At 64.6% G+C, this 22,062-nt stretch carries 15 protein-coding genes; 6 read left to right on the forward strand and 9 right to left on the reverse strand.

The window, feature by feature from the left end:
• Nucleotides 1-48: 48 nt before the first annotated feature.
• Nucleotides 49-831, forward strand: coding sequence for a histidinol-phosphatase (gene hisN, locus VB672_RS16235; RefSeq protein ID WP_329785237.1), 783 nt, complete (start codon nucleotides 49-51; stop codon nucleotides 829-831).
• Here the strand turns inward: hisN and VB672_RS16240 are convergent.
• Entirely contained in the window at nucleotides 751-1,812 is a 1,062-nt protein-coding gene (locus tag VB672_RS16240; RefSeq protein ID WP_329785238.1) for an alpha/beta hydrolase, read from the reverse strand. The two genes, hisN and VB672_RS16240, sit on opposite strands and share 81 nt — an antisense overlap.
• Before the next feature lie 192 nt (nucleotides 1,813-2,004).
• On the opposite strand from VB672_RS16240, the gene VB672_RS16245 reads away from it, so the two are divergent.
• Nucleotides 2,005-2,463: an Hsp20 family protein gene (locus VB672_RS16245; protein WP_329785239.1), complete on the forward strand. Its 459-nt coding sequence runs from the start codon at nucleotides 2,005-2,007 to the stop codon at nucleotides 2,461-2,463.
• Nucleotides 2,464-2,625: 162 nt separating this feature from the next.
• Here VB672_RS16245 and VB672_RS16250 read toward each other — a convergent pair whose 3' ends face one another.
• Nucleotides 2,626-3,702 carry a threonine aldolase family protein gene (locus VB672_RS16250; protein ID WP_329785240.1) on the reverse strand — a complete coding sequence of 359 codons (1,077 nt, stop codon included), beginning with the start codon at nucleotides 3,700-3,702 and terminating at the stop codon, nucleotides 2,626-2,628.
• Between the two features lie 616 nt (nucleotides 3,703-4,318).
• Here VB672_RS16250 and gltB point away from each other — a divergent pair.
• Both gltB and VB672_RS16260 read left to right on the forward strand, forming a co-directional pair.
• Entirely contained in the window at nucleotides 4,319-8,980 is a 4,662-nt protein-coding gene (gene gltB / locus VB672_RS16255) for a glutamate synthase large subunit (RefSeq protein ID WP_329785308.1), read from the forward strand.
• Between the two features lie 18 nt (nucleotides 8,981-8,998).
• Nucleotides 8,999-10,420, forward strand: coding sequence for a glutamate synthase subunit beta (locus VB672_RS16260; RefSeq protein WP_329785241.1), 1,422 nt, complete (start codon nucleotides 8,999-9,001; stop codon nucleotides 10,418-10,420).
• A gap of 77 nt (nucleotides 10,421-10,497) precedes the next feature.
• Here the strand turns inward: VB672_RS16260 and VB672_RS16265 are convergent, their stop codons facing one another.
• Both VB672_RS16265 and VB672_RS16270 read right to left on the reverse strand, forming a co-directional pair.
• Entirely contained in the window at nucleotides 10,498-11,745 is a 1,248-nt protein-coding gene (locus VB672_RS16265; RefSeq protein ID WP_329785242.1) for an SGNH/GDSL hydrolase family protein, read from the reverse strand.
• A 57-nt stretch (nucleotides 11,746-11,802) separates the two neighbouring features.
• On the reverse strand, nucleotides 11,803-13,029 hold the full coding sequence (locus tag VB672_RS16270) for a lytic murein transglycosylase (RefSeq protein ID WP_329785243.1): 1,227 nt from the start codon (nucleotides 13,027-13,029) through the stop codon (nucleotides 11,803-11,805).
• Nucleotides 13,030-13,375: 346 nt separating this feature from the next.
• Here VB672_RS16270 and galU point away from each other — a divergent pair, with 346 nt between their 5' ends.
• Nucleotides 13,376-14,242, forward strand: a complete 867-nt coding sequence (gene galU, locus VB672_RS16275; RefSeq protein WP_329785309.1) for a UTP--glucose-1-phosphate uridylyltransferase GalU — start codon at nucleotides 13,376-13,378, stop codon at nucleotides 14,240-14,242.
• Between the two features lie 55 nt (nucleotides 14,243-14,297).
• Nucleotides 14,298-15,293 (forward strand): KpsF/GutQ family sugar-phosphate isomerase, encoded by a 996-nt coding sequence (locus VB672_RS16280; RefSeq protein WP_329785244.1) that lies wholly within the window; start codon nucleotides 14,298-14,300, stop codon nucleotides 15,291-15,293.
• Here the strand turns inward: VB672_RS16280 and VB672_RS16285 are convergent, their stop codons facing one another.
• The 5 genes from VB672_RS16285 to VB672_RS16305 all read right to left on the reverse strand — a co-directional run bounded on the left by VB672_RS16285 (nucleotide 15,294) and on the right by VB672_RS16305 (nucleotide 21,999).
• Entirely contained in the window at nucleotides 15,294-15,743 is a 450-nt protein-coding gene (locus tag VB672_RS16285) for an NfeD family protein (protein WP_329785245.1), read from the reverse strand. It abuts the gene before it with no gap.
• A complete protein-coding gene (locus VB672_RS16290; RefSeq protein WP_329785246.1) occupies nucleotides 15,740-16,723 on the reverse strand; it encodes an SPFH domain-containing protein in 984 nt (327 codons plus the stop codon). Before VB672_RS16290 ends, VB672_RS16285 begins: the two co-directional genes overlap by 4 nt.
• Nucleotides 16,724-16,843: 120 nt before the next feature.
• The gene (gene hemH, locus VB672_RS16295) at nucleotides 16,844-17,905 is read right to left on the reverse strand and encodes a ferrochelatase (protein WP_329785247.1); all 1,062 of its coding nucleotides are present in this window, start codon (nucleotides 17,903-17,905) and stop codon (nucleotides 16,844-16,846) included.
• Between the two features lie 141 nt (nucleotides 17,906-18,046).
• The gene (locus VB672_RS16300; protein WP_329785248.1) at nucleotides 18,047-20,254 is read right to left on the reverse strand and encodes an HWE histidine kinase domain-containing protein; all 2,208 of its coding nucleotides are present in this window, start codon (nucleotides 20,252-20,254) and stop codon (nucleotides 18,047-18,049) included.
• A gap of 233 nt (nucleotides 20,255-20,487) precedes the next feature.
• Nucleotides 20,488-21,999: a bifunctional metallophosphatase/5'-nucleotidase gene (locus VB672_RS16305; RefSeq protein WP_329785249.1), complete on the reverse strand. Its 1,512-nt coding sequence runs from the start codon at nucleotides 21,997-21,999 to the stop codon at nucleotides 20,488-20,490.
• Nucleotides 22,000-22,062 lie beyond the last annotated feature (63 nt).

Raw genomic sequence — 22,062 nt, forward strand, 5'->3', positions numbered from 1 at the left:
AAGCGGGCCAAGGCCGCCCGCACTCAACTTTTAGGGGATACGCGCGTCATGGGGCTCATCGACTTCACGCATTTCGTCAACGAGCTCGCGACCCAATCGGGCCAGGCGATCCTGCCCTTCTTCCGCACCGCCATTGCCACGGAGGACAAGTCCCGGGGCGGCGCCTTCGACCCGGTGACGGAGGCGGATCGGGCGAGCGAGGCGACCATGCGCCACCTCATCAAGCGCAGCTTTCCTACGCACGGCATCGTCGGCGAGGAATTCGGCGCGGAGCGCGAGGATGCGGATTATGTCTGGGTGCTCGATCCCATCGACGGCACGCGGGCCTTCATCGCCGGCCTCCCCACCTGGGGCACCCTGATCGGACTGACCTACAAGCGCCGGCCGGTCTTCGGCATGATGCACCAGCCCTTCACCGGCGAACGCTTTTTCGGCGACGGGGGCAGCGCGACCTACCGGGGACCAGGCGGCGAACGCAAGCTCATGGCGCGCCGCTGCGCCTCGCTGAAAGATGCCGTCATCTCCACCACGAGCCCACGCCTCTTCGCCGGCGACGAGCTGCGGGCCTATGACCGGGTCGAGAGCGTCGCCCGCCTCGCCCGCTACGGCTGCGATTGCTATGCCTATTGCATGCTGGCGGCCGGCCATATCGACCTCGTGGTCGAGTCGGGGCTGAAGCCCTACGACATCGCGGCGCTCGTCCCGATCATCGAAGGGGCCGGCGGGGTCGTCTCGACCTGGGAAGGCGGCTCAGCTGCCGATGGCGGGCGCATCGTCGCGGCGGGAGACCGCCGGGTCCATGCTGCCGCGGTCGAGCTGCTCAGCCGCTAAGCCGATCGCCGCGAGATCGCGTGTCGTCCCCACCTCCGGATCGGGGGTGCCGGGGATGAAGGCGTCGAACGCGGCCCAGAACTGCTCCCGGATCGGATCCCGCTCCATCAGGATCTCGTGCCGGGCACCTGGAATGACGATGACGGAACCGGCCTTGAGCCGCGAAGCGAAGCGCTCGGTCGCAGGCGTGGCGCAGACCGGATCGGCACCGGCTGCCACGATGAGGGTGGGCAGGCGAATTTTGACCGCGTAGCGAGGATCGGCGAAGCGCTTCATCAGGCGAAAGGCGCCGTCGAGCCAGGCGACGGTCGGTGCCCCCACGGCTCCGGCTCCAATGGCATGGGCCGCCTCGGCGTTGCGGGCATAGCGCACAGGATCGCTCGTCAGCCGGTTGCCCTTGAAGGGCATGGTGGAGATCGACGTCTCGCCGCCGCCGGGCACGAACATGCCGCCCAACCCCAGAAATCTCAGGATTCGTGCGAAAATGGCAGAGGTGCGGGTGCGCCTGATGATGCACAGCGCGATCATCGGCGTCGTGGTCACGAGACGGCGGAAGGGCAGCCAGGTTTCATAGGCCGCGTTCAACGCGATGGCGCCGCCCATGGAATGGGCGAGGCCGAAATGCGGCTGCGGCATGTGCGGCACCAGGATCTGGTCGCGGATCGCCTCCAGGTCGAGCCGGAAATCGGAAAAGCGCCGGACATGACCCTTGCGCGGATTGCTCACCTGCCGCCCGGACAATCCCTGGCCGCGCCAGTCGAAGGCCACGACAGCAAATCCCCTGTCGAGCAGCTCCCCCACCACCTCGAAGTACTTTTCGATGAACTCCGCCCTGCCCTGCAGGATGCAGACCGTGCCCTGCGGCTCCTCTGTCTCGGGCATCCAGGTGGCGGCCCGGAGCGTCATCCCATCGCGGGTCGTGACGCTGACCAGCTTGGGTTCGCCGGGCACGGGATTGTCGGGGGTGGTGATGAAGTCCACGGCAGGATCCAGGATCGAGGATAGAGGCCTCAATATAGGGCAACTTGGCCTCAGGAAACGAGCCTCTTGAAAGCATAACTGGCTGTTCCCACATCGAGGTCGTGCCGGCCATGACGGCGGCACGTCAACCCGGATCCAGCCTCTTCAGGTGGATTCCACCTCAAGCATGTCGCTTCAAGCGGAGGATATGCCATGCGACAGTACGATCTTGCTCCCCTGTACCGCAACACGGTCGGCTTCGACCGTCTTTTCTCGATGCTCGACCAGCTCGTCAGCGTCGATGCGGCCCCGAGCTACCCGCCCTACAACATCGAGCGCACCGGCGAGAATGCGTATCGCATCTCGATCGCAGTTGCCGGCTTCACCGACCGTGACCTGACCATCGAGGTCAAGGAAAACACCCTGTCCGTGCGCGGCGAGCGCAAGCCCCAGGAGGAGCGCAAGGTCGACGTGCTCCATCAGGGCATTGCGGCGCGCAGCTTCGACCGGCGCTTCCAGCTGGCCGACGGCGTGCAGGTGACGGGTGCGGCCCTCGAGAACGGCCTGCTCCACCTGGACCTCGTGCGCGAGATTCCGGAGGCCAAGAAGCCGAAGCTCATCCCGATTTCCTCGAACGGTGCCCGGACCATCGAAGCCAAGCAGGCTGCCTGACGGTTTTTCCGAGCCCAAACGAAGAGCGCCCCGGTTCGGCCGGGGCGCTTTTTTATTGTCGGATCCTGGTCCTTGGAAATCCCGCTGGGGCTGGAGGGGCCCCGTCGGTCAAGGGTCTCTGGCAATAAGCAATCACGGGTGATTGCGGCAGGGTTAGGGCAATCACTCGGCAGCTTGCTGCGCTGCTTCGGAAGAGGCGACCTCCAGCAGCTTGCGCACGTCCTCTTCCCTTGTGGCCCAGGAGGTTACGAGGCGGATCAACACCTCGTGATCGGCAACACGCTCGGTCTCCGGCAGGCTCAGCTCCGTCCAGTTATGATAGAGAAGGCCGGCCGCCTTCAGCACCTGATCCAAGGATTTCGGAATGATCGGGAAGACCTCGTTGGCCTCGGTCGGCCAAGCAAGGCGCACGCCGGGAATCCGCAGGAGCCCTTGCGAGAGAAGCGCCGCTATGCGGTTCGCATGACGGGCGTTGTCGAGCCAGTGGTCTTTCGCAAAGTAGCCCTCGAACTGCGCCGCGATGAGGCGCCCCTTGGAGATGATCTGTCCGGCCCGCTTGGAGCGGTAGTCGAGCGCCTCCGCCAGATCCTTCCTGAACACCACAATGGCCTCGGCCATCAGGCCGCCGTTCTTGGTGGCGCCGAAGGAGAGGATGTCGACACCCTGCTTCCAGGTCATCTCGGCCGGGGTGCAGCCGAGGGAGACGAGCGCGTTGACGAAGCGGGCCCCGTCCATGTGGAAGGATAGGCCGTGCGCGCGGCAGACCGCCCCGAGATCTGCAAGTTCGTCGAGGCCATAGACCAGACCGCACTCGCTGACCTGCGAGATCGACAGGGCCTTCGGCGGCATCTGCTTGACGGCCTTCGGCAGGCTCTCGAGGTAGGCGGCGACGTCGTCGGCCTTCAGCTTGGCCCCGACACCCGCGAGTCCTGCGAGCTTCGCCCCATGCATAAAGAATTCCGGCGCGCCGCACTCGTCGTCGATGATGTGCGCCTCCCGATGGCAGACGCAAAGACCGTAGGGCGGCACCGCCGAGGACAGGGCGAGGGCGTTGGCGGCCGTCCCGGTCGTGACGAAGAACACGGAGACCTCATGCTCGAAGATCGCGTTGAACCGCGCTCTCACGCGCTTCGAGATCTCGTCGTTGCCGTAAGCCGCCATGGTCCCGGCATTGGCATCCAGGATGGCCTGCAGAACGGGAGCGCTGCCCCCAACGATGTTGTCGCTCGCGAAATTCATGCCCCGTCTCCTAGAGCATTGTTGCGGCAAGAGGAACGCCCTTTCGGACATGCGCCCCATGCTTTCTCCTGGGACGGAGGGGCTCCTCCAAGGCCATGGCAACATGTCAAGATCATTGACCCATCGGCGGAGACTTTCGTTCCTAAGGCCGAAAAGCTGTTTTTGTTACATTCTGCCTCTAATGCTTGTAACTTTTGTCTAAAATATTTCTAAACCCTCTTGTGCACTGCGCTGAACTCTGGCAATTTGCCTGTATTAGGACAGCGATGCTGTCCCTTTTGGGGTGCCTGCGCCCTGCCTTTTTGCCCTGAGGGTTTCTTGATGCTTCGCCCGGCGCGAACGAAACGAGATACCAAGAAAGCCGCCCGCAAAACGTGGGCGGAACGGGCGACTCTGGGCTGACGACAGCCCAAAGGTGCCCGCGAGGTGCGGGCTCCCCTGCCGGACCCAACCCTCGGAACCCCAAGAAGCGGCGGGCACCCGGACGATCTCATCATCCGGCGGGCCCAAAAGCCGCCTCAAAGAACCTGAATGACGTGTTCGGATGTGAGGATCTGCCATGAGCGACGAGCCGACCAAAAGCCTGGAAACCCGAGTGCCAAGCCGTACGGCCACGATGGCGGATACGATTAAACTGGTGCGCGATCCGGGCCTGCCGGCGGCTCAGGGCCTCTACGACCCGTCGAACGAGCAGGATTCCTGCGGTGTCGGCTTCATCGCGGACATGAAGAACCGCAAGTCGCACGACATCGTCGAGCAGGGCCTGTCCATTCTGCACAACCTCGACCATCGTGGTGCGGTGGGCGCCGATCCCAAGATGGGCGACGGCTGCGGCATCCTGGTTCAGATCCCGCACAAGTTCTTTTCCGCCGAATGCGCCAAGGTCGGTATCTGGCTGCCCGAGGAGGGCCAATACGGCGTCGGCCATCTGTTCATGCCCCGCGATCCCGAGGGCTTCCACCTCGTCGAGGAGATCGTCACCAAGGCGATCACGGACGAAGGCCTGCAGGTTCTCGGCTGGCGCGAGGTGCCGGTGGATTCGAGCGATCTCGGCGAGAGCGTGAAGGCCACCGAGCCGCAGCATCGCCAGATCTTCATCGGCAAGGGCAAGGGCATGGACGATGCCGAGACCTTCGAGCGCCGCCTGTTCATCGCCCGCAAGGTGATCTCCAACGCCGTATACGACATGAAGGACGGGCGCACGGCCGGCTATTATCCGGTCAGCCTGTCGTCTCGCACCATCGTCTACAAGGGCATGGTGCTCGTCACGCAGCTGCGTGACTACTATCTCGACCTGCAGGACGAGCGCTTCGAAAGCGCCATCGCCCTGGTGCACCAGCGCTTCGCCACCAACACTTTCCCGACCTGGCAGCTCGCGCATCCCTACCGCATGGTCGCTCATAACGGCGAGATCAACACGCTGCGCGGCAACGTGAACTGGATGGCAGCCCGCCAGGCCTCTGTCGATTCCGAGCTGTTCGGCAACGACATCTCGAAGCTCTGGCCGATCTCCTACGAGGGCCAGTCCGACACGGCCTGCTTCGACAACGCCCTCGAATTCCTGGTGCGCGGCGGCTACTCGCTATCGCACGCCATGATGATGCTGATCCCCGAGGCCTGGGCGGGCAACCCGCTCATGAACGACGACCGGCGCGCGTTCTACGAATATCATGCGGCCCTCATGGAGCCGTGGGACGGCCCGGCCGCCGTGTGTTTCACCGACGGCAAGCAGATCGGCGCGACGCTCGACCGCAACGGCCTGCGCCCCGCGCGCTATCTCGTCACCGATGACGGCCTCGTGGTGCTGGCCTCCGAGATGGGCGTGTTGCCGATTCCGGAGGAGAAGATCGTCGAGAAGTGGCGCCTGCAGCCGGGCAAGATGCTCCTCATCGACCTCGAGGAAGGCCGCATCGTCTCCGACGACGAGATCAAGCAGCAGCTCTCGCAGGCCCATCCCTACAAGGAATGGCTGAAGCGCACGCAGATCGTGCTCGAGGATCTCAAGCCCGTGCAGGCGCGCGAGTCGCGCACGGACGTGTCGCTCCTCGATCGCCAGCAGGCCTTCGGCTACACGTCGGAGGACCTGAAGCTCCTCATGCAGCCCATGGCCGTCACCGGCCAGGAGGCGGTCGGCTCCATGGGATCGGACACGCCGATCTCTGCGCTCTCCGACAAGCCGAAGCTCCTCTATACTTATTTCAAGCAGAACTTTGCTCAGGTGACGAACCCGCCGATCGATCCGATCCGCGAGGAACTCGTCATGAGCCTGGTGTCGTTCATCGGCCCACGTCCGAACATCCTTGATCTCGAAGGCACCTCGCGCCGCAAGCGCCTCGAAGTGCGCCAGCCGATCCTCACCAACGAGGACCTGGAGAAGATCCGCTGCATCGGCCATTTCGAGGATCGCTTCGACACCAAGACCCTCGACATCACCTACGATGCGGAACTCGGCGCATCCGCCCTCGACGGCGCCCTCGACCGCCTCTGCGACCGCGCGGAAGCGGCGGTGCATGGCGGCTACAACATCATCATCCTGTCCGACCGCATGGTCGGGCCCGACCGCATCCCGATCCCGGCGCTCCTCGCCACGGCCGCCGTGCACAACTACCTGATCCGGAAGGGACTGCGCACCTCGGTTGGGCTCGTGGTCGAGAGCGGAGAGCCGCGCGAGATTCATCACTTCGCCTGTCTCGCAGGCTACGGCGCGGAAGCGATCAATCCCTATCTCGCCTTCGAGACGATCGAGGCGATGCATGAGGCCGGCGAGCTGCCGCAAGAGGTCGATGCCGACGAGGCGATCAAGCGCTATATCAAGTCGATCGGCAAGGGCCTGCTGAAGGTCATGTCCAAGATGGGCATCTCCACCTACCAGTCCTATTGCGGCGCGCAGATCTTCGACGCGGTCGGCCTCCGGTCCGACTTCGTATCCCGCGATTTCTTCGGCACGGCGACCACCATCGAAGGCATCGGCATGGACGAAGTGGCGGAGGAGAACGTGCGCTGCCACCGCGACGCCTTCGGCGACGCGCCGATCTATCGCAATGCGCTCGATGTGGGCGGCGAATACGCCTACCGCCAGCGCGGCGAGGTCCATGCCTGGAACCCGGATACGGTCGCGACGCTGCAGCATGCCGTGCGCCTCAACGCGCAGGACCGCTACCGCGAATACGCTCGCCTCGTGAACGAGCAGGACAACGAGCTGAAAACCATCCGCGGCCTTTTTCGCATCAAGAATGCGGAAGAGTCGGGCCGTGCGCCTGTCTCCTTGAGCGAGGTCGAGCCGGCGCAGGAGATCGTGAAGCGCTTCTCCACGGGCGCCATGTCCTTCGGGTCGATCTCGAAGGAGGCACACGAGACGCTGGCGCTCGCCATGAACGCCATCGGCGGCAAGTCCAATACCGGCGAGGGCGGCGAGGAGCCGGAGCGCTTCCGTCCGCTGCCGAACGGCATGTCCAAGCGTTCCGCCATCAAGCAGGTGGCCTCCGGCCGCTTCGGCGTGACGACGGAATATCTCGTCAACGCCGATATGATGCAGATCAAGGTGGCGCAGGGCGCCAAGCCTGGCGAAGGCGGACAGCTCCCCGGCCACAAGGTCGATGCCAAGATCGCCCGCGTGCGCCACTCGACTCCGGGCGTGGGTCTCATCTCGCCGCCGCCGCACCACGACATCTACTCCATCGAGGATCTGGCCCAGCTGATCTTCGACCTCAAGAATGTGAACCCCTCGGCCGATGTGTCGGTGAAGCTCGTGGCGGAGGTGGGCGTCGGCACAGTGGCGGCGGGCGTCGCCAAGGCGCGCGCCGATCACATCACGATTTCCGGATTCGAGGGCGGCACGGGCGCCTCTCCCCTCACCTCGCTCAAGCATGCGGGCTCGCCCTGGGAGATCGGCTTGGCCGAGACCCAGCAGACCCTCGTGCTCAATCGCCTGCGCGGCCGCGTGGCGCTCCAGGCGGACGGCGGCCTGCGCACGGGACGCGACGTGGTGATCGCGGCGCTTCTCGGTGCCGACGAGTACGGCTTCTCGACCGCGCCGCTGATCGCCGCCGGCTGCATCATGATGCGCAAGTGTCATCTCAACACCTGCCCGGTCGGCGTTGCAACGCAGGACCCTGTGTTGCGCAAGCGCTTCAAGGGCCTGCCGGAGCACGTCATCAACTACTTCTTCTTCGTCGCCGAGGAAGTGCGCGAGCTGATGGCTGAGATGGGTTTCCGCACGGTGGACGAGATGATCGGCCAGTCCGACCTTCTCGACAAGAACGCCGCCATCGGCCACTGGAAGGCGAAGGGTCTCGACTTCACGAAGCTGTTCCACAAGCCCGATGTCAGCCCGACCGTGGCGATCCGTCATCAGGAGCGTCAGGTTCACCCCATCGCCAATGTGCTCGACCGCGCGTTCATTGCGCAGGCCGGACCGGCTCTCGAGAACGGCGAAGCCGTCACCATTGAGTCGAAGGTGAAAAGCTCCGACCGCACGGTGGGCGCCATGCTCTCCGGCGAGGTGGCGAAGCGCTATGGCCACGAAGGCCTCCCTGACGACACGATCACCGTGAAGCTGAAAGGCACGGCAGGCCAAAGCTTCGGCGCTTGGCTCGCGGCGGGCGTGACCCTCAATCTCGAAGGCGAAGCCAACGATTATGTCGGAAAGGGCCTGTCGGGCGGCAAGATCATCATCGCGCCGTCGCCGGATTCGAGGGCCGCTCCCGAGCGCTCCATTGTCGTCGGCAACACGGTGATGTACGGGGCGATCGCGGGTGAGGCCTATTTCCGCGGTGTTGCGGGCGAGCGCTTCGCCGTGCGCAACTCCGGTGCCATCGCGGTGGTCGAGGGCACGGGCGATCACGGCTGCGAATACATGACCGGCGGCCTCGTGGTCGTGCTGGGTCAGACCGGTCGCAACTTCGCGGCCGGCATGTCGGGCGGCATCGCCTACGTGCTCGACGAGGACGGCACGTTCACCAAGCGCTGCAACCTCTCCATGGTCGATCTCGAGCCCGTCGAGGAGGAGGAGGACCTGATGCGCCGCCTTCACCATCACGGCGGCGATCTGGAGACCAAGGGTCGCATCGACATCATGGCCAACATGTCCGGCCCTGATGAAGAGCGCCTGATGCAGCTCATCACCAATCACCACACCTATACGGGCTCGACACGCGCCAAGGAGATCCTCGACAACTGGACGACCTACCGCACCAAGTTCGTGAAGGTCATGCCGGTCGAGTACCGCCGTGCGCTCCAGGAGATGGACCGTCTCCGGAACCTGCAGGCAGCGGAATAAGGATTAGGGGGCAAACCCATGGGCAAGGTCACAGGCTTTCTCGAATACGACCGGCAGGAGCAGAAGTATCAGCTCGCCGGGGAACGCGTGCGCCATTTCCGCGAGTTCACGCTGCCGCTCGACGACAACGACCTGAAGAAGCAGGCGGGGCGCTGCATGGATTGCGGCATTCCCTTCTGCCACGGGCCGACCGGCTGTCCGGTGCACAACCAGATTCCCGACTGGAACGATCTGGTCTGGTCCGACGATTGGGAGGAGGCCGCGCGCAACCTCCACACCACCAACAACTTCCCCGAATTCACGGGTCGCATCTGCCCGGCTCCATGCGAGGAAGCCTGCACGCTGAACCTCGAGAACCAGCCGGTCACCATCAAGACCATTGAGCAGGCCATCGCCGACAAGGCCTGGGAGATGGGCTTCGTGAAGCCGGAGCCGGCGGAGGTTTCGACCGGCAAGCGCGTGGCCGTGATCGGCTCGGGCCCCGCGGGTATGGCGGCCGCCCAGCAGCTCGCCCGCGCGGGTCATGAGGTGCACGTGTTCGAGCGTCAGGCGAAGCCCGGCGGCCTGCTGCGCTACGGCATCCCGGACTTCAAGATGGAGAAGTACCACATCGACCGTCGCGTGAAGCAGATGGAAGCGGAAGGCGTGATCTTCCATTGCGGCGTCAATATCGGCGTCGATAAAAGCTTTGCGTCGCTCCACAACGAATTCGACGCGGTGCTGTTCGCCGGCGGCGCAGAGGACCCGCGCAACCCGAACCTGCCGGGTCAGGATCTGACAGGCGTGCACTACGCGATGCCGTACCTGACTCAATCCAACCAGCGCGTCGGCAACGAGCAGGTCACGGCCGAGCCCATTCTCGCAAATGGCAAGCATGTGGTGGTGATCGGCGGCGGAGACACGGCCTCCGACTGCGTCGGCACCGCATTCCGTCAGGGCGCGCTCTCCGTCACGCAGCTCGATATCCGTCCCAAGCCGCCGGAGCGCGAGGACAAGCTCACCGTGTGGCCCTATTGGCCGACGAAGATGCGCACCTCCTCGTCCCAGGCGGAAGGTGCCGAGCGCGAGTTCCAGGCGGCGACGCTAGGCATCGAAGGCAAGAAGGGCCGCGTCACCGGCGTGCAATGTGCCCGCGTCGACGAGAAGCGCCAGCCGATTCCCGGCTCCGAGTTCGTGCTCAAGGCCGATCTCGTCTTCATCGCCATCGGCTTTGCCGGCTCGGTAAAGGAGGGGCTGCTGGAAGAATCGGGCGTCGCCATGAATCGTCGCGGCAACGTGGTGGCCGACGACAGGAGCTACCGCACGTCGAGCGAGAAGGTGTTCGTGGCCGGCGACATGCGCCGCGGCCAGTCGCTGGTCGTCTGGGCCATCCGCGAAGGCCGCCAGGCCGCCCGCTCCATCGACATCTTCCTGATGGGCGAGAGCAATTTGCCGGTGTAGTCTCTTCGTTTCCCAAAGCAAAAGCGGCGGTTCATCTCGCGCATGAACCGCCGCTTTTTATTGTCTCAGCCTACCTATCAAGGACTGGTCCAGCGGAAATCGTCCGCACGACCCGGTCGTGAGCTTGGAGCGATCCCGACCCGCAGGGCGCGCTGGACCGTATAGGCGTTGTCCCCGGTGAGCTTCGGCGGCGCCGCAACGAGCGTTCCTCCGGGGGCCACGTCTTGGCGCGTCAGCGGCAGGACAGGTCCGACCAGCGGCTTGGACGGGAGGGAGATCGGCGCAGCCGCGTCCGGAGGTGCCGGGATCGCCGCCTCGACCGATGGCGGGGAGGATCCATCTGCGGGCGTGATATCGGCCGGATTGGAAGCCGCCGTCGCCGTTCCGCCCTGCCCCAGGATGCGCTTGATCTCGGTATCGGCGAAGAAGGCGACTTTGCGGGCGCCGGCGCGGGTGAAGAACACGCCCTCGTTGGTGCGCAGCTTGGCAGGCTCGCCGTCCACATCGGGCCCTTCCGCCGTGTAGCGGTTCTCGTCGTCCACGAAACCCGGCCAGATATCCACGTATGTGCCGCCGCCCCGTTGGACGCTTTCCTTATAGATCTCGTTGATGGCCACCAGATCCTCGGTCGCCTTGCTGTTCTTCATGGGCGGCAGGCCGATCCAGACCAGGGGGATCTTGCGCTCCTTGAACGTGTTCACGATCGCATCGACCCGCTGGCGGTAGAGCGCCTTCCAGCGGTCGGACAGGGGCTCAGCAGTCTCCTCGCCTTCCTTGATCGACTGCCGGTCGCTCGTGCCGAGCATGACCACCGCCACGGTGGTCTTCTGGCCGCCATCGAGAGTCGCCTTGACGAAGTTCGGCCAATCGGCCGAATCGGTCCGGACGAGACTCGTGTCCCTGATCTTGGGCACGACCGCCACGTCCTGGTTTTCGGCGAAATGGGCATCGAGCCCTTGGCGGGCGTACCCGGCCAGGGCATCTCCGAACACAACCACATGGGTGCTCGGATCGACCTTCGGCTTTTCCTGCTTCGCCGCGGCTGCCGACGGCGCGACGGGCTTGCGGGGTCGTGCGACCGGCGCTCGTGCCGGGCGAGGCGGCTCGTCGGGAACCCCGAAAAACCGCCGGAAACTGAAACCCTGCTGCGGCTGGGGTTGCGCGGGCTGCACGAGCTTTCCAGGATAATAGCCCGGTGGATAGGCCCGCGGGTCACGGTAGCCCGGCTGCTGGTAATAGCCGGACTGGGCAAGGGCCGCGCTGCTCCCGAGAACCGCGAAAAGCAGCCCCAGGGACCATCGGCGAAGGATCGGCACCAAATTCATAGGCGGTTCCTTTTCAGTCCGGACCAGCCTTGATTATAGAGCCTGTTAGGAACTCCGTCAGCGGGCTGCACGCAATTCACGCAGCACCGCGTAATCGGCATAGCCATCCGGGATCAAGCCACGGCGCAGCTGGAAGTTCCGCACGGCCTCCCGAGTCTTGGAGCCGAGCTTGCCGTCCGCATTGCCTTCATAGAACCCGAGACGAGCGAGGCGCTCCTGCAATTCCTGGCTCTGATCCTTGTCCAGCATGGGCTCGTCCTTGGGCCAGGCGCCCTGGATCGGCGCTCCGCCCATGAGCCGGTCGCCGAGATGGGCCACGCCCATGGCATAGGCGTCCGAGGAATTGTAGGCCTTGATCACGTCGTAGTTGCGGGTGACCAGAAAGGCGGGTCCGCCTGATCCGCCGGGCAGAAACAGTGTGGCCTCTCCCGAACGGGGCATGGCTTTCCCGTCCATGCGCCGCACCCCCGCGGCCTGCCAGCGGGCGAAATCCTGCCTCAGGTGCCGGTAGTCGAAGCCGCGGGGCAGCGCTACCTCGAAGCCCCAGGGCAATCCCGGCTCCCACCCGTGCTGGCGCAGGTAATTGGCGGTGGACGCCATGGCATCGGGCACCGAGGACCAGATGTCCCGAACCCCGTCTCGATTGCCGTCGACGGCAAATTTCATGAAGCTCGACGGCATGAACTGGGTCTGGCCCATGGCGCCGGCCCAGGAGCCCAGCATCTTGGAGCGATCGATATGCTCGCCTTCCAGGATCTGCAGGGCGGTGAGCAGCTCTTCCTTGAAGAAGTCGCCCCGGTAGCCGGTATAGGCCAGGGTCGCCAGCGCCTGGACGGCATAGATGGAGCCGGTGAAGCTGCCGAAATTGGTCTCCATGCCCCAGACGCCGAGGACGATGGAGCGCGGAACCCCATAGGTGCGCTCGACCGCCGCCAGGGTCTTGGACCACTCGGCGGCCGCCTCCTGGCCGCGCTTCAGGCGCTGGGCCGAGATGGCGCCGTTGATGTAATCCCAGATCGGCCGGACGAATTCGGACTGCTTTTTCGTGAGCGCGATGATCTTGGCGTCAGGCTCGACGCCCCGGAACGCCTCCTCGAAGGTTGTCCTTGAGACACCTCGCGCCTTGGCTGCGGGCCAGAGCCCCTGCACGAAGCGCTGGAACCCGGCCTGGGAGACTTCCTGCGCCTGCGCAGGCCCAACACCGCCGCCTCCACCGATGATGAGGCTCAGTCCGAGAAGGAGTGCGCCGGACAGGCGGCGCACCAGGGACAGCGGCTGGCGCATGGAATCGCTCACGGAAACAGGACAGATCTGCCCTGCCAATGCGACACTAAGCAGGTTAACAGCCGGTTGATAGCTCTCCTTGTTGATAGTGCGTCCTTATGTGCCGACGGGTCTTCCACAGGGGGACCCGGCCGGTCCGCCTCCTCAAAACCGCCGTTCTTGGCCGCTTAACCGCGACCCTTCAGCTCCAATTCAGGCCGGGAGCTGCAATGAGGTACCCACACCCATCAAATCCCGGCAGCGCTGCCCCGTTGGAAGGTGCCGAAGCTTGACGGTTAGCGGTTCCCTTTTCCCGGTCCTGACTTAGATTACCCTTCCCTCTTGATGCTCAATCATGGCCCAATCAATGAAGCGTATCCGCAAAGCAGTCCTTCCCGTCGCCGGCCTCGGCACCCGGTTCCTGCCTGCCACAAAGGCCGTTCCCAAGGAGATGCTCTGCGTCGTCGACCGCCCCGTGGTGCAGCATGTGGTGGATGAGGCGCGCGCCGCCGGCATCGAGCACTTCATCTTCGTCACCGGCCGCAACAAGGCCGTGATCGAGGACCATTTTGACATCGCCTATGAGCTCAACCGGACGCTGGAGAGCCGCAACAAGACGAAGGAGCTGGAGCTTCTCGCCAAGGACCAGCCCCAGGCCGGCCAGACCAGCTTCACCCGCCAGCAGGAGCCGCTCGGCCTCGGCCACGCGGTCTGGTGCGCCCGCGAACTCGTAGGGGATGAGCCCTTTGCCGTGATCCTGCCCGATATGCTCAGCCGCGGCTCCATGGAGCAGATGATCGCGGCCTACGACAAGCACGGCGGAAACATCATTGCCGTGGAGGAGGTGCCGGAGGACCAGACGCACCAGTACGGTATCGTCTCGGTCGGCCAGGAATTCGGCCAGACCTTCGAGATCACCGGCATGGTGGAAAAGCCCCCGAAGGGCACCGCGCCTTCGAACTACATCATTTCAGGCCGCTACATCCTGCAGCCCGAGATCTTCGACCTGCTCTCCACCCAGGAGCGCGGTGCCGGCAACGAGATCCAGCTCACGGATTCCATGATCCGGCTGATGAAGAGCCAACAGTTCTTCGGCATGAAGTACCAGGGCAAGACCTACGACACCGGCTCCAAGATCGGCTTCCTCATGGCCAACGTGGCCTATGCCCTGGAGCGCGAGGAGCTCTCCGCCGACTTCCGGCGGGAGCTCGAAGCCCTGCTGCGGCAGAAGTAAGCGAGAGCTCAGCCAAGGGTTCCTCATGGCCGCTTCTCTGTGCTAGAGGGCGGCCATGGCACTTGCAGAACCAGCCCCCCTTTCGCCCGATCCCGCCGTCGCCTCGGCCCTGCGTACGCTCGAGACCGAGCGGGACGGCCTGACGATCCTGATGGAAGCCATCGGCAACGGCCTCGGCCCCGTCTTCACGGCTGCGGTCGAGACGCTGTCCGCCGCCAAGGGCCGGGTCATCGTGACCGGCATGGGCAAGTCCGGCCATGTGGGCCGCAAGATCACCGCCACCTTCGCGTCGACCGGGACCCCGGCCCATTACGTCCACCCGGCGGAGGCGAGCCACGGCGATCTGGGCATGATCCAGACGGACGACGTGATCATCGCCTTGTCCTGGTCCGGAGAGACCGCGGAACTCGCGGACATCATCGGCTATTCCCGGCGCTTCCGGGTGCCGCTGATCGCCCTGACCTCGAACACGGAATCGACCCTCGGACGCGCGGCCGACATCTGCCTCACCCTGCCGAAGGCCAAGGAAGCCTGCCCGAACGGGCTCGCGCCCACCACCTCGACCACGATCCAGCTCGCCATCGGAGACGCCCTGGCGGTCGCCCTGCTGGAAAAGCGCGGCTTCACGGCGGAGCATTTCCGCGTGTTCCACCCGGGCGGCAAGCTCGGGGCCCGGCTCAAGCTCGTGCGCGACATCATGCACAAGGACGAGCGCCTGCCCGTCGTCGGCATCGGGGCCCGTATGGACGAAGCCGTCGAGGAGATCGGCCGCAAGGGCTTCGGCGCCGTGATCGTGGTGAACGGCGACGGCACGCTCGCCGGGATCGTCACCGACGGCGACCTGCGCCGCAACCTGAAGCCGGACCTCATGACCCTGCCGGTGACGGCGATCATGACCAGGACGCCGCGCACCATCGCGCCGGATGCCCTCGTGGCGACCGCTCTGGAGATGGAAGAGGCTTCCCGGATCACGGCCCTGATCGTGGTCGAGAACAACCGGCCCGTCGGCCTCGTACATTATCTCGATTTGCTGCGCGCGGGCGCAGCCTGATCAGGGGTCATCCACCACGAGGGTCGATCCCTCGACCCGCACCACGCGCACCTTGGCGCCGGCGAACCGGTCCGCGCCGGTCACCCGCCAGGAGCTGTCGTCGACCCGGATGCGGCCTTCGCCGTCCTTGATCGGTGTCTCGAGGGTGAACACCCGTCCGACGAGGGATTGGCCGCGCTGGTTGAGCGGCGTGGTCTCAGCGTCGGGCAGCGCCTTCGAGCGGGTGACGAAACGTCCCGCGATCACCGCCCCGATGGACAGCAGCGCGAAGATCAACGCCGCAGCCTGCCAGGACAGGCCAAGGACCGTGTCCAGCAACCCGGTGGCGATAGCGGCCAGCCCGAGCCAGAGGAAGAACGAGCCCGGCGCGAGAAGCTCGACGCCGATCAGGACGACGCCGAGAATGATCCAGGCCCACGCCCCCAAGCCAATGAAGGCATCGCCGATCATGAACGCTCCGAACCACCGCTGACCGTGGGAACGCTGCGCACGGGCTTGACTCCCGCACCACCCTCGCCGAACACGGCCTTTGTCAGCTCGGCGATACCGCCCAGCGTCCCGGCCAGGCCAGCCGCCTCGATGGGCACGATCACGACCTTCTGGTTCGGGGCCGAGGCGAGAGCCCGGATCGCGTCGATATATTTCTCCGCCACGATGAAGTTGGCGGCAGCAAGATCGCCCCGCGCGATGGCATCGCTGACCATGCCGGTGGCCTTGGCCTCGGCCTCCGCCTGCCGCTCGCGGGCCTCCGCATCGCGGAACGCCGCCTCCTTGCGGCCTTCGGCGGCGAGGATCTGCGACTGCTTCTGGCCTTCCGCGCGCAGGATTTCCGCCTGCCGCAGGCCCTCCGCCTCAAGCACGGCGGCGCGCTTCTCGCGCTCGGCCTTCATCTGCCGCGCCATGGCGCCGGCGAGGTCCTGCGGCGGGAGGATGTCCTTGATCTCGACCCGGGTGACCTTGGCGCCCCAAGGCGACGCGGCAGCATCCATGACCCGCAGGAGCCGCTCGTTGATCTCGTCGCGATGGGAGAGCAACTGGTCGAGGTCCATGGAGCCTACGACCGTGCGGATATTGGTCATGGTCAGAACCAGCAGGGCTTGGTTCATATCCGAGACTTCGTAGGAAGCGCGGGCTGGATCAAGAATCTGGTAGAAGGCGGCCGCATCGATGGTGACACCTGCATTGTCGCGGGTGAAGGCCTCCTGGCTCGGAATGTCGAGCACCTGCTCCATGACATTCACCTTCTTCCCGATCTGATCGATGTAGGGCACGATCAGACCGAGGCCCGGAGTGAGCGTGCGCGAATAGCGCCCGAACCGCTCGACCGTGTAAGCGTAACCTTGGGGAACCGTCCTGATGCCCATGGCGATCGTCACCACGACGACGAGCACCAGGACGATGACGAAGATATCGAAACCACTCAGCGGCATGAGCCCCCCAGGCAACCTCGTTGCAGATGGCTCACGCTAACGCAAAGAGGCTTCGAGTCCTAGAGTAGGGGATCGCATCGTTTCGTGCGAAGAACCGGAGCCGCTTCTTCGCACGATGCTCTAGATCCACCCCTGAAGCTCGCGCTCGACGATATGGTTGATGACCCGCATGCCGTCGTCGCTGTCGTTGAGGCAGGGGAGATAGGCGAATTCCTCGCCCCCGTTGTGCATGAAGATCTCGCGGTTTTCGCCGTTGAGCTCTTCCAGAGTCTCCAGACAGTCGGCCGAGAAGCCTGGGGCCACGATGGCCATGCGCTTCACGCCGCTCTTGGCGAGAGCCTCCACGGTTTTGTCCGTGTAGGGCTGGAGCCATTCCGCCGTGCCGAAGCGGGATTGGAAGCTCATGCGGAACTTGTCCGGCGACCAGCCGAAGGCCTCCCGCATCAGGCGCCAGGTCTTCACGCATTGGCAGTGATAGGGATCGCCCTTGAGCAGGTATTCCTTCGGCACGCCATGGAAGGAGATGAGGATCACCTCCGGCTCGAAGGTGAGCCTCGCCAGCTCCTTCTTCATCGAAGCGACCACGGACTCGATATAGACCGGGTCGTCGTGGTAGGGCGGCGAGACGCGCACGGTCGGCTGCCAGCGCATGTCCATGAGCGCCCGGAAGGCCTGGTCACAGGCCGTTGCCGATGTGGCGGCCGCATATTGCGGGTAAAGGGGGACCAGGAGAATGCGGTCGCAGCCTTGATCGAGAAGCGCCTGAATGCGCTCGCGCACCTCCGGCTTGCCGTATCGCATGGCCCAGTCGACCATGATCCTGTCCCCGGCGACGGTTTTGAGATGCGCGGTCAGCTTCTCGGCCTGGTTGCGGGTGATGGTCTTGAGCGGGCCCTCATTCCGCTCGTTGTTCCAGATCGAGGCATAGTCGCGCCCCTTGGGACCGGGGCGCTTGGTGAGAATGATCAGGTTGAGGATCGGCCACCACAGAAGGCGCGGCGTCTCGATCACCCGGCGGTCCGAGAGGAACTCCTTCAGATAGGCGCGCATGGGCCAGTAGCTCGTACCCTCGGGCGTGCCCAGGTTCAGAAGAAGCACACCGATCCGCCCGGTCCGAACAGGCGGGTGGTCCACCGGGCGCACGCCCTGGCGAAGATCGGTCAGACTCACACTCTCGTTCATGAAAAGCCCCTTGGCCGCCGGATCCGAGTCTCGGATCCCGCTCTGATGCGGCCTTAGATAGAAGTTTCAGGCAGCTCCGCCAACAGGACGCCTCATCGCATCACCGGAATCGGCTGCAAATCGAGTTTGCACCCGAGTGTGTCAGACGCTCATTTCCGGGAACCGCGCCTGCTTGAGCATGGCATCGATCGCCACGCGCAATCCCGTCGGATGGAAATCCGTCTCGACCTTGGCGTTGAGCTGCGTGGCCAGCACCCGGTGCAGCAGGCGAGAGCCGAACCCCTGGCGTGTGGGCGCCGAAACGGCGGGCCCTCCCCGCTCCTCCCAGGTGAGCCTCAGCCGGGTCCCATCCTCAGCCGGCTCGGCCTCCCAGGAAATGGCAACCTTGCCGCCGGGAACCGACAAGGCGCCGTACTTGGCGGCATTGGTGGTCAGTTCATGGATAGCCATGCCGATCGGCACGGCCGCCTCGGAGGGCAGATCCACGGCGGGACCTTCGAGAACGATCCTCTCGCCGCGAATATCGTTGTAGGGCCGGAGTTCCTTTTCCAGGATCTCCTGCAGGGATGCGGTCTGCCACACGGCCTCGGTCAGAAGCGAATGCGTGTTGGCAAGTGAAATGATGCGCCCGACGAAGGCCTGATAGAAATCGTCGATGCTGAGCGCGGAGCGCGCCGTCGCGCCCACCACGGCCTGGACGGTGGCAAGGGTGTTCTTCACGCGATGATGAAGTTCGCGGATCAGCAGGGATTGCTGGGTCTGGGCCTGCTTGCGCTCCTCGATTTCGCTTTGCGCGTTGCGGTAGAGGCGGCTGTTCTCGAGCGCGATGGCTGCCTGGGCCGTCAGGCCTGCCAGCAGGCGCTCCGAGCGGCGGTTGAACATGCCGGCCCGCTCGTGCCCGAAGACGAGGATGCCGTGCGTATCCCCGGTGCGAAGGATCACGGGAACGGCCAGAACGCTGCGGATGATGGGAGCGCCAGGCGTGGCATCCAGGGTGAAGGGCGTGCCGTCATGTCCTTGCTCGATGGCAATGTTGTCCAGGCGAACCGTCTTGCCCTCTTGGAAAGCGGGAGCGCAGATGGCCCGAATATCGAGCGCGGCGAAAGCCTCGCGGAGCCCATCGGGCGCGAATTTCCCGTAATGTTCTTTTCCATCCTGGGACGCGCTGCAGAAGAAGGCGCCGAACTGGGCCTCGGTCAGCTCGATCCCGGCATCGACGACGCTCTCGATGATACGGTCGAGATCGAGCTCGGCCGCGAGTACGCTGCCCGTGCGGTTGAGAACCTCCAGCGCGGCGGTTTCCGTCCGCAATTCGCTCGTCCGCAGCGCTACCTGCCGCTCGAGAAGCGCTGCATTAGCGGCCTGTTCGTGGAACTGCTCGGAGGCCAGAACCGTCAGGGCGATCAGGGCCAGAAGAGCGATCAGCGCGAAAGCGCCATAGAGCCGTGTCTGGACGAACCACGGCGTCCAATAGGCATCCTCCGGCATACTGACGCTGATATAAAGCGGCATCGCGCCGACCTGACGATAGGCTCCGACACGCTCCTGGTCCATGCTGGTGAAGGAGTAGAGGCCGGCCCGGAGGGCTGAGCCCAGCGCCATGTCGAAAGCCGCCTTGTCGATAGGCGCGAAGGAGAGTCCGTCGGACGGCGGAGGAAATTGCGCAATGACCGTTGCGTCGGGGACGCGCAGCAGAGCGACCCGGCTGCCTTTCGGCAGCCGGATCTTGGACCAGTAATCGTAGAAGTAGGACAGGGAGACGGTGACTACTGCGATGCCGCCGAACCCTGCATTGGGATCCTGGATGCGGCGACTGATCATGAAGGTCGGCACCTTCGTCACCCGTTCCAGGATCGGCTCGCCGACGAACAGTCCCTGGTCCTCATTGACCTGAGCACTGAAGACATCCCGTCCCGCGATATTCGATGCAGGCGTCGGGAACTGAGCTGATGTGAGGCGTAGGCGCCCGCTCGAGTCATTGAGCCAGACGTCATTGATATAGGGTAACGCCTCCTGAACCGCATGGATCTGCTGCCACAGGGGACGTGAGGTTTCGACTTGATCCCAACTCTGCCCCTGGAGGAGAGCAGTGGTCTGCTTCAGAGTCAGGTCCGTGACCTCCAGGAGCCGGGCCGTGTGGTCCGCCAGGAAGAAGGCGGCATTTCGGAGATCGTCCTCGTTGCGCTGGATCAGGCGGTTGCGCTGCTCCCAGGCGATGTAGCCGAAGGTCAGAAGAATGAACGCGACGCCGAACAGGCCCATGAACAAGGTCAGCCGGCCGCGCGCAAGAAAACGGCGACGCCGCTTCTGGGACAGGCTGATCGACTCAGGGCGCGTGTAATATTGCAAAGGGAGATCGCTTCTGACTGGGAGATTCGCCGTTGCGCGGCCAGAATGGCACAGCAGACGTCTTTGATGGAGAGGGAATTTACCTATTGTTGTCCCGTTGACCAGAGGCAGGCGAACTATCGCGCTGCATGCCGATAAAGAATGCGCCCGAACGTCACGTCGGTAACACCGTTCCACGAAAAACGCCGGGACCCTCAAGAGCCCCGGCGCGAGAACGATCGCTAACGGACTGATTAGCGCAGGACGACGCGGCCCTCGACCTTCGGCGCCACCTTGCCAGCCTTGGCGATATAGTCGATCACCTGCGTGGCCATGAGCTGGCTCGCCGAGACGTCGACGAGCGGCTTGGCTTCCGTGAACACGCGATAACCGTCGCCGCCGCGAGCCATGAAGTCGTTCGTGGCGAGCTTGTAGGTCTTGGCGGGATCGAGCGGCTCGCCGTTGATCTTGACCGATTTCACGCGGCTACCGACCGGCTCCTTCACGTCGACTTCTGCCACGATGCCGGAAACCTGCGGGAAGCGGCCGCCGAGCTCGCGGACCTGGCTGACGCCGTTCTCAAGCGCAGCCTTGATCTGGGCGCCCGTGACCTCCAGCAGCACGGTGGTGTTGCCGAAGGGCATCTCGGCCAGGATGTTGCGGCGGGTCAGCTTCTGGCCGGCCTCATATTGCTTGTCGGCACGCAGGCCGCCGCCATTGGTGATGGCCACGTCGGCTCCGACAGAGGCCTTCAGCGCATCGGCCACGAGATTGCCCATGGCAGCCTCGCCTCCGCGCACCGTGGCGCGGCGGCTGTCGAGCGGCGTTTCCGTCACGCCGATTTCGATGTCGAGCTCCTTGGAAAGCTTGTCCTCATAGCCCTTCACCACGGCCTCGATCTCAGGATCGGGCTTGACGGTCGCGCTGTCGACGAGGCGGAAGTTCGGCGTCCAGGTGACGGTGGTCTTTCCGTCCTTGGTGGCTTTGGTGACAGCCAGTTCGGTGACGGCGACGTAATTGGCTTGCGACTCCGATTCCGTCAGGGCGACCTTGCCGTCGTAGAAGGCGAGCAGGTGCTCGTCGTGGCCGCCGATGATCAGGTCCACGCCGGCGGAGCGGGCGATGATCATATCCACCTCGAGCGGCGTGTGGGCGATAGCGACGACGATGTCGGCGCCCTTCTCGCGCAGCTCCTTGGCCTTGGCGCGAGCCGTGTTGATGGTGGAGGAGAACTTGATGGGGCCGGGGCTCGACGCGATCGGGGTATCCTCGGTGGTGAGACCGAAGAAGCCGACCTTCACGCCTTGGACCTCGACCATCTTGTCGGGCTTGGTGTTCGCCGGCAGGCCGTTGCCGTCGACGATGTTGGTGGCAAGCACATCGAACTTGGCCTCTGCCATGCGGGCACGGAAGGCGTCGGGGCCGAGATCGAATTCATGGTTGCCCGGCGCCATGGCATCGACGCCCATGCGATTCAGGATGTCGATGATGTGGGCGCCCTTGTCGAAGCCCGAGAGCAGCGAGGGGGAGATGGTGTCGCCCGCGTGGACGAAGAAGGTGTTGCCCTTCGCCTTCTCCTCCTTGATCACCGTTGCGAGCCTGGCGAATCCGCCGCGGCCCTTTTCGGCGCTCATGCGGTCGATGTCGTTGGTCTGGACGAAACGGATGGTCACGGCCTCCTGCGCCAGGGCCGTGCCCGACAGAAGCATGGACAATCCGAGAAACCCGGCGCGAAACGCAGCGGAAGGGCGGCTCTGAAGCATCATGGAATTCCTCGTAGAAGATTGGAACCGGGGGTCTGACAGCCCTGGAACCTAGATCGGCAACGT

It is taken from the genome of Microvirga sp. CF3016, assembly GCF_036314085.1.
Lineage (GTDB): Bacteria > Pseudomonadota > Alphaproteobacteria > Rhizobiales > Beijerinckiaceae > Microvirga.

Coding starts and splice junctions, on each gene's coding strand:
- hisN (WP_329785237.1), top strand. CDS start 49: ATGGGGCTCATCGACTTCACGCATTTCGTCAACGAGCTCGCGACCCAA.
- VB672_RS16245 (WP_329785239.1), top strand. CDS start 2,005: ATGCGACAGTACGATCTTGCTCCCCTGTACCGCAACACGGTCGGCTTC.
- VB672_RS16250 (WP_329785240.1), bottom strand. CDS start 3,702: ATGAATTTCGCGAGCGACAACATCGTTGGGGGCAGCGCTCCCGTTCTG.
- gltB (WP_329785308.1), top strand. CDS start 4,319: ATGGCGGATACGATTAAACTGGTGCGCGATCCGGGCCTGCCGGCGGCT.
- VB672_RS16260 (WP_329785241.1), top strand. CDS start 8,999: ATGGGCAAGGTCACAGGCTTTCTCGAATACGACCGGCAGGAGCAGAAG.
- VB672_RS16265 (WP_329785242.1), bottom strand. CDS start 11,745: ATGAATTTGGTGCCGATCCTTCGCCGATGGTCCCTGGGGCTGCTTTTC.
- VB672_RS16270 (WP_329785243.1), bottom strand. CDS start 13,029: ATGCGCCAGCCGCTGTCCCTGGTGCGCCGCCTGTCCGGCGCACTCCTT.
- galU (WP_329785309.1), top strand. CDS start 13,376: ATGAAGCGTATCCGCAAAGCAGTCCTTCCCGTCGCCGGCCTCGGCACC.
- VB672_RS16280 (WP_329785244.1), top strand. CDS start 14,298: ATGGCACTTGCAGAACCAGCCCCCCTTTCGCCCGATCCCGCCGTCGCC.
- VB672_RS16285 (WP_329785245.1), bottom strand. CDS start 15,743: ATGATCGGCGATGCCTTCATTGGCTTGGGGGCGTGGGCCTGGATCATT.
- VB672_RS16290 (WP_329785246.1), bottom strand. CDS start 16,723: ATGCCGCTGAGTGGTTTCGATATCTTCGTCATCGTCCTGGTGCTCGTC.
- hemH (WP_329785247.1), bottom strand. CDS start 17,905: ATGAACGAGAGTGTGAGTCTGACCGATCTTCGCCAGGGCGTGCGCCCG.
- VB672_RS16305 (WP_329785249.1), bottom strand. CDS start 21,999: ATGATGCTTCAGAGCCGCCCTTCCGCTGCGTTTCGCGCCGGGTTTCTC.